The organism is Parvibaculum sp. (genome assembly GCF_049671045.1).
Taxonomy (GTDB): domain Bacteria; phylum Pseudomonadota; class Alphaproteobacteria; order Parvibaculales; family Parvibaculaceae; genus Parvibaculum.
The window spans coordinates 1-11,971 of record NZ_JBATUH010000131.1 but is presented as its reverse complement, the minus strand read 5'-3'; the positions used below and the strand labels follow the sequence as shown (position 1 = coordinate 11,971).

Annotated in this window: 13 protein-coding genes and 1 tRNA gene; 7 read left to right on the top strand and 7 right to left on the bottom strand. The window is 64.8% G+C overall.

Annotation, left to right across the window (positions count from 1 at the left end):
* Together WBG82_RS15630 and WBG82_RS15625 are read left to right on the top strand one after the other, a co-directional pair.
* Positions 1-843, top strand: an 843-nt coding sequence (locus WBG82_RS15630) for a Y-family DNA polymerase (RefSeq protein ID WP_424425808.1), incomplete at its 5' end; no start/stop codon positions are given.
* Positions 840-1,091 (top strand): hypothetical protein, encoded by a 252-nt coding sequence (locus WBG82_RS15625; RefSeq protein WP_424425806.1) that lies wholly within the window; start codon positions 840-842, stop codon positions 1,089-1,091. The genes WBG82_RS15630 and WBG82_RS15625, both read left to right, overlap by 4 nt.
* Positions 1,092-1,157: 66 nt before the next feature.
* On the opposite strand, the gene WBG82_RS15620 is transcribed toward WBG82_RS15625, so the two are convergent.
* The 3 genes from WBG82_RS15620 to WBG82_RS15610 form a co-directional block, all read right to left on the bottom strand.
* A tRNA-Leu gene (locus WBG82_RS15620) sits at positions 1,158-1,244 on the bottom strand.
* Positions 1,245-1,379: 135 nt separating this feature from the next.
* Positions 1,380-1,631, bottom strand: coding sequence for a hypothetical protein (locus WBG82_RS15615; RefSeq protein WP_324301451.1), 252 nt, complete (start codon positions 1,629-1,631; stop codon positions 1,380-1,382).
* A 264-nt stretch (positions 1,632-1,895) separates the two neighbouring features.
* On the bottom strand, positions 1,896-2,693 hold the full coding sequence (locus WBG82_RS15610; RefSeq protein ID WP_424425804.1) for a competence/damage-inducible protein A: 798 nt from the start codon (positions 2,691-2,693) through the stop codon (positions 1,896-1,898).
* A 156-nt stretch (positions 2,694-2,849) separates the two neighbouring features.
* On the opposite strand from WBG82_RS15610, the gene map reads away from it, so the two are divergent.
* Together map and radC are read left to right on the top strand one after the other, a co-directional pair.
* Positions 2,850-3,671, top strand: a complete 822-nt coding sequence (map, locus tag WBG82_RS15605; RefSeq protein WP_424425802.1) for a type I methionyl aminopeptidase — start codon at positions 2,850-2,852, stop codon at positions 3,669-3,671.
* A complete protein-coding gene (radC, locus tag WBG82_RS15600; RefSeq protein ID WP_424425800.1) occupies positions 3,664-4,365 on the top strand; it encodes a RadC family protein in 702 nt (233 codons plus the stop codon). Before map ends, radC begins: the two co-directional genes overlap by 8 nt.
* Before the next feature lie 26 nt (positions 4,366-4,391).
* Here the strand turns inward: radC and WBG82_RS15595 are convergent, their stop codons facing one another.
* Positions 4,392-5,882, bottom strand: a complete 1,491-nt coding sequence (locus tag WBG82_RS15595; protein WP_424425798.1) for an amidase — start codon at positions 5,880-5,882, stop codon at positions 4,392-4,394.
* A gap of 156 nt (positions 5,883-6,038) precedes the next feature.
* On the opposite strand from WBG82_RS15595, the gene purB reads away from it, so the two are divergent.
* Together purB and WBG82_RS15585 are read left to right on the top strand one after the other, a co-directional pair.
* Positions 6,039-7,379, top strand: a complete 1,341-nt coding sequence (gene purB / locus WBG82_RS15590; protein WP_424425796.1) for an adenylosuccinate lyase — start codon at positions 6,039-6,041, stop codon at positions 7,377-7,379.
* A 68-nt stretch (positions 7,380-7,447) separates the two neighbouring features.
* Positions 7,448-8,170 (top strand): histidine phosphatase family protein, encoded by a 723-nt coding sequence (locus WBG82_RS15585; RefSeq protein WP_424425794.1) that lies wholly within the window; start codon positions 7,448-7,450, stop codon positions 8,168-8,170.
* Between the two features lie 3 nt (positions 8,171-8,173).
* On the opposite strand, the gene WBG82_RS15580 is transcribed toward WBG82_RS15585, so the two are convergent.
* A complete protein-coding gene (locus WBG82_RS15580; RefSeq protein WP_424425792.1) occupies positions 8,174-8,953 on the bottom strand; it encodes an enoyl-CoA hydratase/isomerase family protein in 780 nt (259 codons plus the stop codon).
* Positions 8,954-9,052: 99 nt separating this feature from the next.
* Entirely contained in the window at positions 9,053-11,020 is a 1,968-nt protein-coding gene (locus WBG82_RS15575; protein WP_424425790.1) for a pyrroloquinoline quinone-dependent dehydrogenase, read from the bottom strand.
* A 72-nt stretch (positions 11,021-11,092) separates the two neighbouring features.
* Between WBG82_RS15575 and WBG82_RS15570 the strand changes: the two genes are divergently transcribed.
* Positions 11,093-11,815 carry a TetR/AcrR family transcriptional regulator gene (locus WBG82_RS15570; RefSeq protein WP_424425788.1) on the top strand — a complete coding sequence of 241 codons (723 nt, stop codon included), beginning with the start codon at positions 11,093-11,095 and terminating at the stop codon, positions 11,813-11,815.
* Between the two features lie 40 nt (positions 11,816-11,855).
* Here the strand turns inward: WBG82_RS15570 and WBG82_RS15565 are convergent, their stop codons facing one another.
* On the bottom strand, positions 11,856-11,966 hold the full coding sequence (locus tag WBG82_RS15565) for a hypothetical protein (RefSeq protein WP_424425810.1): 111 nt from the start codon (positions 11,964-11,966) through the stop codon (positions 11,856-11,858).
* Positions 11,967-11,971 lie beyond the last annotated feature (5 nt).

The following is an 11,971-nucleotide window of genomic DNA, read 5'->3' as shown; positions in this document are numbered from 1 at the left end:
ATCACCTGCTCGATCGGCTTTGCCGCCAATCGTCAATTGGCAAAGATGGCCTGCAAGGCAGGCAAGAAATCTCCGGGCCGCTATGGCGACGGGCTCATCGTCTGGCATCCACGCGACATGCCTGCTCCGCTCATTGCCCGGAACCTCGATGATGTACCCGGAATAGGCTCACGCATGCGCCGGCGATTATACCGAGCCGGTATTTTCGACATGGCCGCACTGCTCGCCACGGCCCCGAGGCAGATGCGGAACCTCTGGGGCAATGTGACCGGCGAGCGGCTCTGGTATGCCCTGCACGGCTATGACATTCAAACGCCGCCTTCCGAACGCGGCATGTATGGCCATGGCCGCGTATTGCCACCCGATTACCGCTCTCTCGAAGAAGCGAAAGCCGCCTCCCGATTATTATTGGTGAAAGCCGCACGACGAATGCGACGCGACGGCTGGAATGCCGGTCGCCTGTGGCTATGGCTGAGTATGAAAGACGACAGTTGGGGAGGCGCGCATTGGCTTCCCGCTGTTCGCGACGACCAGGCCGTGCTCTCCGCACTCGAACAATTGTGGCGAGATGCATATGAGGCACTGCCATCACAAGCGCGTATCAAGCAGGTTCACGTCACCCTGCTCGATTTGACGCCCATAGGAGAGCGCCAACTTGACATGCTTCTCGATGACGCCCTCATTCGCAAAAAATGGCAGGCCGCAACCGAGGCGGTGGACAGGATCAATACGAAATACTCTCGGACGTTGGTGAGCCTCGGCCCTTGGTCTCCTCCGCCGGGAGGCTACGCGGGCGGAAAGATCAGCTACACGCGCATTCCGGATGCGGAGGATTTCTGGTGAGCTGGAAAAGCGATCTCCATCTTTCGGATCTGGAGTCCGGCACACGCATAGAGGTGACGTGCCGGATATGCGGCGCGAGCCGCTACGCCATTGCCGACAAGCTGATGGCGAACGAACGCTTCGCTCAATCGCGACTCGACGAGGTCGAACGCGATCTGAGATGCAGCATTCGGCATTGCGGGGGCAGGGTCAGGATCGCACTTGGTCACAACCATAAGAACGAAGCTTATGGCGGCGGCCTCGCCTGATCGTTCGTATGGCGCATAAGGCGCGCCCGGTGAGCGCGCGGGCTGGAGGAATGCGGCGGAACTGACTGGTGGCCCCTGCGGGACTCGAACCCGCACTCCCTTACGAGAAGCAGATTTTAAGTCTGCTGCGTATACCAGTTTCGCCAAGGGGCCCCGCCGGCCGACCCTGAAGATATGCCCGCTCGGGCGGGGCGGCGCAACGCGGGAAAGCCTCCCCTCCCCACAAATGAAAACGGCGGCCCCGAGGGACCGCCGCTTCAAACCCTTCCGGGATCGGAGCCGCTGGGCTTAGCCCGCGAGGCCCTGCCAAACCGGCCAGCAGCTGTTGCCGGCGGAAGCGGCGAGCTTCGCCTGAGCATCTTTCGCGGTGGCGCCTTCGGCGCTCTGCACGCTGCTCTTGCCGCCCGTGCACCAGACATAGAACTGGTGCTTGCCGGGCTTCGACATGGCATCGAAGCTGGAATCCAGCGCCAGGGCGGGGCCCGACACCATCATCATCGCGCCGGCCGCCAAACCCACAATGCCGAAAATCTTCTTCATAAGCGTCTCTCCCTCCGGGTAAACGTGACCCTTGAACTCGTTCCCTAGCCTTGTTGTTCTCGGCCCATACGGTGTTGCCCCCTTCCACCCGTACCCCAGTCGGAACTCGTGGTTGGTGACCGTCAGACCCTAAGCCGAAACCTTAGCTCATTCGGGGCATATTGTACCCAGCCATCCGGCCATTAAAGCTGAATCTTTCGTAATGTTGCGGGACGAATGTTGCAAATAGGCGACAAACCCTTGCCGGCGCTGAGATTACAGGGATCAGACCGGCTCGCCTTCCACCGGCTCGACACCGAAAGAGCGAATGAGGCCAGCAACTTCCGCCGCGACTTCGTCGAGTTTCGCCGAATCGACGCCGCGCATGACGAGGCTGGTGCCGAAAACCCTGCCCCGGTAGTAGGGATAGGAGCCGATGACGACATCGGGATGGCGCTTCTGGAGCGCGCCGAGCGGCTCGGCGATGGTTCCCTCGCCGATCTGGCCGCTCACGGTCCGGCTTTTCATGGTGGCGCCGCCCTCGAGCCGATCGGTCAGGCTGTCGAGCATGACCTGCATGACCATGGGCACGCCCGCCATGACGAAGACGTTGCCGATCTGGAAACCGGGCGCCTTGCTGATGGGGTTCGCGATCAGCGCCGCCCCGGACGGGATGCGCGCCATGCGCTTGCGCGCCTCCGTGAACTCGCCGCCCGTCGCCTTGTAATGCGCATCGAGAATGGCGAGCGCCTCGTCGCTGTAGCCGATGGCAACGCCGAAAGCCTTGGCCACGGCATCCGCCGTGATGTCGTCATGCGTCGGCCCGATGCCGCCCGTGGTGAAGACATAGTCGTGGCGCGCCCTGACCTCGTTGATGACGGCGACGATCGTGTCCTCGACATCGGGGATGACGCGCGCCTCGCGCACCTGAATGCCGATCTGGTTGAGGTGCTTGGCGATGTAGGACAGGTTCGCGTCCCGCGTCCGCCCGGACAGGATCTCGTCACCGATGAGCACGACGCAGGCCGTGACGATGCGCGGAGCTTCGGCGTTTGCGGGCGAATTTTTAGCGGCATCCGGCATTCTGGGGTCCTCGCGGGGGAATTTGCTCCGGTGAAGAATAGCCCCCTCACCCCGCCCGGGACAATGCGCGGCCGGGCATTGGCCTCATTTCGGGGGTAGGCCGCAACGGTCCGAAGCACTATGTTACAGGCTAAGAACCTTCACCCGGACAGATCCATGAACTACACCGACGCATTCGACGCACCCGCGCGCAATACGGGCCAGATCAAGCTTCACGGCCCCGATGCCTTTGAAGGCATGCGGCAGGTGGGCCGGCTTGCGGCGGCGGCGCTCGACATGCTCGCCACCGTCATCAAGCCGGGCGTGACGACGAATGAGATCGACCGGGCCGTCTATGAATTCACCCTCGACAATGGCGCGCTGCCCGCGACGCTCGGCTATCGCGGCTACCGCCATTCCTGCTGCACCTCGATCAACCATGTCGTCTGCCATGGCATTCCGGGCGACCGCGTGCTCCGCGACGGCGACATCGTCAATGTCGATGTGACGCTCATCATCGATGGCTGGCACGGCGACACCAACCGCATGTATTACGTCGGCGACGTGCCGCGAAAGGCGGCGCGGCTTTGCGAAGTGACCTATGAAGCCATGATGCGCGGCATCGCCGCGGTGAAGCCCGGCGCGACGCTCGGCGATGTCGGCGCCGCGATCCAGGAATATGCCGAGGGCGAGCGCTGCTCGGTCGTGCGCGAATTCTGCGGCCATGGCATCGGCAGGGTTTTCCACGACATGCCGAACGTGCTGCATTACGGTCGGCGCGGCGAGGGGCTGAAGCTGAAGCCGGGCATGTTCTTCACCATCGAGCCGATGATCAATGCGGGCAAGCCGGGCGTGAAGATCCTCGCCGATGGCTGGACCGCGGTGACGCGCGACCGCTCGCTCTCCGCCCAGTTCGAACATTCGATCGGCGTGACCGAGGACGGGGCCGAGATCTTCACCAAATCCCCCGCCGGCCTCGACAATCCGCCTTATGCCTGACACTTCGCGACCGGCGGCCAAACCGATACCCCATCATGCAGGCCATCGCGAGCGCCTTCGCGAGCGCTTTCTCGCCGCGCCCGAGGTGCTGCCGGATTACGAGCTTCTGGAACTCATCCTCTTCCGCACGATTCCGCGCCGTGATGTGAAGCCGCTCGCGAAGGAGCTGATCGCGCATTTCGGCGGCCTCGCCGAAGTGCTGAACGCTGCGCCCGAGCGCCTTTGCGAAGTGAAGGGCGTCTCCGCATCGACCATTGCCGATTTCCGCATCATCCGCGAGGCGGGGCTGCGGCTTTCGCAGGCGAAGGTGATGCGCAAGGAGGTCATCTCCTCCTGGTCGGCGCTTCTCGACTATTGCTCCGCCGCGATGGCGCATGGCGCGATCGAGCAGTTCCGCATCCTGTTTCTCGACCGCCAGAACGTGCTCATCGCCGACGAGGTGCAGCAGACGGGCACGATCGACCATACGCCCGTCTATCCGCGCGAGGTGATGAAGCGCGCGCTCGCGCTCAACGCCTCATCCATCATCCTCGTCCACAATCACCCTTCGGGCGATCCGACGCCTTCATCCGCCGACATCGAAATGACGAAGCGCATCGTCGAGACGGCAAGGCCCCTCGGCATTCAGGTCCACGATCATCTGGTCATCGGCAAGGGCCGCCATACGAGCTTCAAATCGCTGGGATTGATCTGAAGCCCGTATCCGCGCGCCGCCCGCGCTCAGCCCGCATAGACGCCCGCATGCCGGATCGCCCAGGGCTGCGCCTGCTCCAGCTCATAGGCGAGTTCGAAGAGAAGCCCCTCCCCGCCCTTTGCCGCCGCGAACTGGCTGCCGATGGGAAGCCCGTCCTTGCTCATGCCGAGCGGCACCGACATGGCCGGCGTACCGGCCACATTGTGGATGGGCGTGTAGGAGACATAGTGGACGATGCGCTCATAGAGCTTGTCGAAGGCGACGGTCGGCGCCTGCTCGCCGAGCTTCGGCGCAGGGCGCGAAAGCACCGGCGTCAGCCATGTGTCATAGCGCGCCATGAAGGCATCGGTCTTTGCTTCCGCCTCGGCGAAGAAGGCGAGCGACTTCTGGAGCGCGTCCTTGGGCTTGCGCGCGAAGAACTCGGCAAGGCCGAGCGTCCAGGGCTCGAGCACCTTTTCCGGCTTCAGGCCCTTGCTCCGGGCAAGCTCGACGAGGCTCGCCGGACCCGAGGCCCAGACGGTGAGGAAAGCATCGATGAATTCCTCGCCATGAAGGGGGTTCTTCGCCTCGATAATGATGTGGCCGAGATCGTCGCAGAGATTGGCGGTCGCCTCGATCGCCGCCTTCACATCGGCATGCGGCTCGCGGCCGTAATAATCGGCCGTCGAAAAGGCGATGGTGAGGCGCTTTCTGGAAAGGCCGGAAACGAAGCCGACGGGCTTCAGCGGCGCGTCCGCCGAGCGGTCCTCGGAGAGCGAGAAGACCATCGCGCTGTCGCGCACCGTGCGGCTCACGCAATTCTCGACGCCGATATCGCCCGGCATCGGCTTCGACCCGAGCTTCATGCGCCCGCGCGAGGGCTTCATGCCGAAGACGCCGCAGCAGGAGGCGGGAATGCGGATCGAGCCGCCACCATCGGAGGCATGAGCGACGGGCAGCATGCCAGCGGCAACGGCCGCGGCCGCCCCGCCGGACGAGCCGCCGGATGAATGTTCGAGGTTCCAGGGATTGCGGCAATCGCCGAGAAGGAGCGACTCGGTCGAGGCCATGAGGCCGAATTCGGGCGTATTCGTCTTGCCGAGCACGACGAGCCCGGCATCGACGGCCTTTTCGGGCACGGGGTCCGTTCCCGGCGATTTGAAATTCGCAAAGAGCCGCGAGCCCGACGTGCGCCGCTCGCCGGTGAAATCGTTGAGATCCTTGATGAGATAGGGGACGCCGGAGAGCGGGCTTTCCGGCAGGCTGCCTTTCGCCGTTTCCCGCGCCTTGTCGAAGAATTCGGTCACCACCGCGTTGACCTTCGGATTGACGGCATTGATGCGCGCGATGGCGGCATCGACGAGTTCGAGCGACGTCACTTCCTTTTTCCGCACGAGCTCGGCCTGCGCCATGGCGTCGAGGCCGGCGAAGCTCTCCTTGGCGAAAAGCGGCGTCGTGCGCAGGCTGGCGGCACCCGCCACCAGCGCGGCCGCGGCGGCCGAGCCCAGAAACGTGCGGCGATTGAGTTCCGTGGTCATGTTTCCCTCCCCGGGTTCCGGCTTGTTATGAGACGATCATAGCCACGAAAAAGCATCGCCGTCCGCCGAAAAGGACGCCAATTCCGCCGCCCTTGAGGTCCGCCGGACCATCTGATAAACCCTCAGCATTCCTACACTTTTCGCGAGGCTTGGCCCATGATCCCCCGCTATTCGCGGCCTGAAATGGTTTCCATCTGGACCCCCGAAACGAAGTTCCGGATCTGGTTCGAAATCGAGGCCCATGCCTGCGACGCGCTGGCCGAACTCGGCGTCATCCCGAAGGAATCCGCGAAGAAGATCTGGGAGCTTGGCGGCAAGGCCGAATTCGACGTCGACCGCATCGACGAGATCGAGCGCGAGGTGAAGCACGACGTCATCGCCTTCCTCACCCATCTCGGCGAATTCATCGGCCCTGACTCGCGCTTCGTCCATCAGGGCATGACGTCCTCCGACGTGCTCGACACCTGCCTCAACGTGCAGCTCGTGCGCGCCGCCGACCTTCTTCTGAAGGACATGGACGCGCTTCTCGCGGCGATCAGGCGCCGCGCCTTCGAATACAAGGACACGCCGACCATCGGCCGCAGCCATGGCATCCATGCCGAGCCGACGACCTTCGGCCTCAAGCTCGCGCAGGCCTATGCCGAGTTCTCGCGCTGCCGCGAGCGCCTCGTCCATGCGCGCAAGGAAGTTGCGACCTGCGCCATTTCGGGCGCCGTCGGCACCTTCGCCAATATCGATCCGCGCGTCGAAGAGCATGTCGCGGCGAAGCTCGGCCTCGAGCCCGAGCCCGTCTCGACGCAGGTGATCCCGCGCGACCGCCACGCCATGTATTTCGCCACGCTCGGCGTCATCGCCTCATCGATCGAAAGGCTCGCGACCGAAATCCGCCATCTTCAGCGCTCGGAAGTCCTCGAAGCCGAGGAATATTTCTCCGAGGGGCAGAAGGGCTCCTCGGCCATGCCGCACAAGCGCAATCCGGTGCTGACCGAAAACCTCACCGGCCTTGCCCGCCTCGTGCGCGGCATGTCGATCCCGGCGATGGAGAACGTCGCCCTCTGGCACGAGCGCGACATCTCGCACTCCTCGGTCGAGCGCATGATCGGCCCCGACGCGACGGTCACGCTCGACTTCGCGCTTGTCCGCCTCACCGGCGTCATCGACAAGCTGCTCGTCTATCCCGAGAACATGCAGCGCAATCTCGACAAGCTCGGCGGGCTCGTCCATTCGCAGCGCGTGCTGCTGGCGCTGACCCAGAAGGGCGTGAGCCGCGAGGACAGCTACCGCCTCGTGCAGCGCAATGCGATGCCGGTCTGGCGCGGAGAAGGCAACTTCCTCGACCTGCTGAAGGCGGACAAGGACGTGTCGGCGAAGCTTTCCGACAAGGAACTCGAAGAACTCTTCGACCTCGGCTATCACACCAAGCATGTCGACACGATCTTCGCGCGCGTGTTCGGCAAGGAGGCGATGGCGGCCGCGAAGGGCAACGCCGCGGGCTAGGTTTCACCACCCCGTCACATTCGACCCCGATACTTGTTGCCGGAGACATTCACTTCGAGGTCCATCCCATGCTTCGTACTGCCTTTGACGGCTCGCGCCGCCGTCGTATCTATCTCTTCCGTCACGGCGACGTGTCCTATGTCGACGATCGGGGCAACCGCGTCGCGGATTCGACCGCCGTTCCCCTCACCTCCTGGGGCCGCGAGCAGGCGACGCTGACGGGCAAGGCGCTTCAGGGCATCGCCTTCGACCGCGCCATCTCGTCGAGCTTTCCGCGCTCGGTGGAGACCGCCGAGCTCATCCTCGAGGGCCGCGGCATCGAGATCGAACGCAATCCGGCCTTTGTCGAGTTTCAGGGCAACAGCGCCTATCGCGCGGCGGTCACCGACCTCAACGACATCGCCTATTCCTTCAAGGACGCGGCCGTTCCGGGCGCCCGCTACAATGGCGGCGACAGTTTCGAGGCGGTGAATGCCCGCGTCATTTCGGGGCTTGAGGCGGTGCTTGCGGAGCCGGAATGGGAGACGCTCGCCCTTGTCGCCCATGGCGGCATCAACCGGCTCGTGCTCGGCTGGGCGTTCGGCACGGGCCTCGCCTCCTTTGCCTCCATCGACCAGAACACCTGCTGCTTCAACGTGATCGACGTGGACGTTCACCCGGCGACGAATGATGTGGTGAGAAAAACCGTCCGTGCCATGAACGTCACCACCTATGACGTCGCGAAGGAAGGCAACCACCTGCTCTCTCTGGAGCAGATCGCCACCCGCCTTCGCAACAAGGTTCCGGCCTGATCGTCAGCCGCGCCCCTTGACGAACTTGTCGCTCTCCGCCTGCGCGGAGCGGAAGTTCGTCGAGAGCTGGCTCTGGTCGGCATCGGCATAGCTCGTCGCCTTGTGCAGCGCATTGGCGGTGGCGTTGACCGCCTCCTTCACCATACGCACCGCGGGCGCGGGCATCGAGGCGGCGGCGCGCGCCATTTCAAGCGCCTTTTCCACCACCTGCCCGTCTTCGGCGACCTCGTCGACGAGCCCCCAGTCGAGCGCGTGTCCGGCGCCCATCCGCTCGCAAAGAATGCAGATGCGCTTGGCCCGCGCCGGCCCGACCAGCGTGATGAGGCGCGGCAGCGCGCCCCATTGCAGATTGATGCCGATCTTCACCTCCGGCACATAGAGGAATGCGCCCTTGCCCATGACGCGCCAGTCGAGCGCGATGGGCAGCGCCACGCCCGCGCCGACGGCCATTCCCTCGATCGCGGCGATCGTTACCTGCGGCATGTCTTCCCACGCCTGGCAGAGCCGCACGCCGCGATAATAGGTCTGGCGCAATTCGAGATCGCTGCCCGCCGTCACCGCGCGCGTCGCCCGCTCCTTGAGATCGATGCCGCCGGAGAAGGCTTCGCGCGTGCCGGTGAGCACGACGGCCTGCGTTTCGAGATCGTCCTGAAAGCGCCGCGCGACATCGGTGAGCTCGAGGATCGTCTCCTGATTGAAGGCGTTGCGGTTTCCCTTCCTGTCGAAGCGCACAAGCGCCACTGGCCCCTGCTTCTCGATCGTGACGTTGTTGTAGCCGGGCATGCTCTCTCCCTTTCCGAGCGTTATCGTTATCGCCGGATTGTTGGGCTTATGCTGGCCGAACTCAAGCGGGGCCGCGGGACGCGCCTGAATCCCCGTCTTTCATTTCCGCTCGGGCAGCGCATAGGCCACGACGCTGTCGCCGAGCTTCGTGCCCGCGCGCGCATGTCCGCCCGCCGCGATGACGACAAATTGCCGTCCCTTCCACACATAGGACATGGGCGTCGCCTGCCCGCCTGCCGGAAGCCGCGCCTTCCACAGCTCGTCGCCCGTTTCGGTGTCGAAGGCGCGCAGATAATTGTCCATCGCCGCGCCGATGAAGATGAGCCCGCTGTCGGTGGTGAGCGGTCCGCCGAAATTCGGCACGCCCCATTCGAGCGGCAGCGGCACGGGCGCGAGGTCCCGCACGGTGCCGAGCGGGCGCTTCCATTTGATCGTGCCGTTTTCGAGATCGACTGCCACGAGCGATCCCCATGGCGGCGGCGTGCAGGGAAGCCCGAGCGGCGACAGGAAGAGATCGCGCCTCACGCCATAGGGCGCGCCCGTCTGCGGTACGATTTCGGCGCTCTCATCCACTTCCTTTCGCCCCTTATATTCAGCAGACGGAAAGAGCGTGACGATATGGCCGGCATTGTTGACATTGACGACGGCGATCTTGCGCGCCGGATCGAAGCTCATGCCGCCCCAGTTCGCGCCACCGCCGGTGAAGGGATAGATGAGCGTGCCCTCGAGCGAGGGCGGCGTGAACAATCCATCGCTGCGGACCTTGTCGAGCGTCGCGTTGCAGGCCCGCTTGTCGAACCAGACGAGGCCCCATGCGCCGCCTTTCTCGAGCTTCTGGGGCACGAGCGCCGGCGGCTTCACCGGGAAAGGCTGGGTCGGCGAAAGCGCTTCGCCCGCTACCGCGCCTTGCGGCACGGGCCGCTCCACGACATCGAAGAAGGGTTTGCCCGTGTCGCGCTCCAGCACGAACATGAAGCCCGTCTTCGTCACCTGCACGACGACATCGACGGGCTTGCCGTCGCGCGTCAGCGTGGCCAGCGTCGGCTGGGCGGGAAGATCGTAGTCCCAGACATCGTGATGCACCGTCTGGAAGACCCATTGAACGGCGCCCGTCTCCACATTCAGTGCGACGACGGAATCGGCATAGGCATCGTCCCCGGCGCGCAGCCCGCCGAAGAAATCGGGGCTTGGCGAGGATGTCGGCAGGAAGACGAGGCCGCGCTTCTCATCGACCGAGATGGGCGCCCAGACATTCGCCTGCCCCGTATGCGCGGCCGTGCCGGGCGCCCAGCTTCCCGGCTTTTCGGCGGCGCCCCGCGCCACCGGATCGAAGCTCCACCGGAGCCTGCCCGTCCGCGCGTCATAGGCCCTGACCGTGCCCTTCGGCGCATCGACCCGCGCATTGTCGCCGATGGACGAGCCGAGAATGACGACGCCATGCGAAACCACGGGCGGCGAAGTGTGCTGATACTCGCCCGGCCAGACGAGCAGCCGGTCGGCGCCCGCCGTCACCTCGCCGGGCTTCTCAGGATCGGACCCGAAGCCCGGACAGGGCTTGCCGGTCCGCGCATCGAGCGCGATCAGCCGCCCGTCATTCGTGCCCATGAAGATGCGGCTGCCGCAGGTGGCGTCGAGCGGGGCGCCGGCATCCTGCCAGTAGGCGACGCCCCGGCAGACGAACTGATTGGCCGGGCGCTGATCGAGCGCAATGCCGGGATCGTAGGTCCAGCGCTCCACACCGGTAGCCGGATCGAGCGCGACGACGACATTGAAGGGCGTGCAGAAAACAAGATTGTCCTCGGCAAGGATCGGCGTCGCCTCGAAGGCGTAGCGCTTGCGCACATTGGCAGGCTTGCCCGCAAGCGCCCCGGTCGAGTAGCGCCAGACCTCCTTGAGGTTCGCGACATTGGCTGGCGTGATCGCGCTCGCCTCCACATGCCTCTGCCCGCCGGCATCGCCACCATAATGACCCCAGCCGCCATCCTCGGCGCTCGCCCGGGCGAGGCCGCCGGCAAGTAATAGGGCCACCACCCAGGCAAGACATTGCCGCCAACTCACCATGGCCATGTTGGTTCGCCTTGAATAAATGAATGAATCATTCATATACTAATATTTGAGAGACGGATTGCAAGAGGCCGAATGACCACTCAGCCCAAAAGCCGGACGGGCAAGGCACGCGCCGCCGCGCGCTTCGAGGAAATCGCGGAGGCGGCGATCGCCTGCTTCACGGAAGCCGGCTACCGCCGCACTCAGGTCGCGGACATTGCGAGGCAGATGGGGGTGTCGGCGGGCACGCTATACCTTTATGCCGCGAGCAAGGAAGCCCTGCTTCATCTTGCCGTCATGCGGGCCTGCGGCCTGCCGCTCGAGAACTTGCCGGCCCCCCTGCCCGATCCCGGCATCGGGGAGACGGCGGCGCTGCTGCGCGCGGCGATCGGGGCGTATGCGCGCTGGCCGCTCCTCGGCGATGCGCTGAGGCGGGCAGGCCCAGCCGACGCGCCGGTGCTCGAGGCCATTGGCGGCGCGCTCTATGACGTTCTGGCGGAACAGCGGCGGATCGTCTGGCTGCTCGATAGCTGCGCCTTCGACATTGCGGAGCTGAACGAGATCCACCGCCAGCAAGTCCGCGGCGCATATGTCGACGATCTCGTGGCGCTGATCGTGCGCGGAGCCGGTCCGGACTGGACGGAAACAAAGCTCAGGACCGCCGCCCGCTGCGCGGTCGAGATCGTCGCCTGGGCGGCCATGCACCGCAGGCGCGAAAGGCCGCTCGCCAGCGAAGCCTCGGGCCCCGACGAAGCGGAAGCGCGCGACGTGGCGTCGCGCCTCTTCGCCGCGGCGCTCATGGCCGTGTCGAACTAGGAACTCGTCTCAGCGAATCGGGCCAAGCTGCTGATCGGGATCAGCCTTCGGCCTTCACCTGACGAACCGCCTCGGCGAGATATTCGTCCATCGCCCTGCGGATCTGGTGATCCGACTGCGCGACGCCCTTCGCATCGAAGTCGGCGCGCAGCTTGC

What these genes read in the sequence shown, in the direction of transcription:
- WBG82_RS15615 (WP_324301451.1), bottom strand. Translation starts at nt 1,631, where the DNA reads ATGAAGAAGATTTTCGGCATTGTGGGTTTGGCGGCCGGCGCGATGATG.
- WBG82_RS15610 (WP_424425804.1), bottom strand. Translation starts at nt 2,693, where the DNA reads ATGCCGGATGCCGCTAAAAATTCGCCCGCAAACGCCGAAGCTCCGCGC.
- map (WP_424425802.1), top strand. Translation starts at nt 2,850, where the DNA reads ATGAACTACACCGACGCATTCGACGCACCCGCGCGCAATACGGGCCAG.
- radC (WP_424425800.1), top strand. Translation starts at nt 3,664, where the DNA reads ATGCCTGACACTTCGCGACCGGCGGCCAAACCGATACCCCATCATGCA.
- WBG82_RS15595 (WP_424425798.1), bottom strand. Translation starts at nt 5,882, where the DNA reads ATGACCACGGAACTCAATCGCCGCACGTTTCTGGGCTCGGCCGCCGCG.
- purB (WP_424425796.1), top strand. Translation starts at nt 6,039, where the DNA reads ATGATCCCCCGCTATTCGCGGCCTGAAATGGTTTCCATCTGGACCCCC.
- WBG82_RS15585 (WP_424425794.1), top strand. Translation starts at nt 7,448, where the DNA reads ATGCTTCGTACTGCCTTTGACGGCTCGCGCCGCCGTCGTATCTATCTC.
- WBG82_RS15580 (WP_424425792.1), bottom strand. Translation starts at nt 8,953, where the DNA reads ATGCCCGGCTACAACAACGTCACGATCGAGAAGCAGGGGCCAGTGGCG.
- WBG82_RS15575 (WP_424425790.1), bottom strand. Translation starts at nt 11,020, where the DNA reads ATGGCCATGGTGAGTTGGCGGCAATGTCTTGCCTGGGTGGTGGCCCTA.
- WBG82_RS15570 (WP_424425788.1), top strand. Translation starts at nt 11,093, where the DNA reads ATGACCACTCAGCCCAAAAGCCGGACGGGCAAGGCACGCGCCGCCGCG.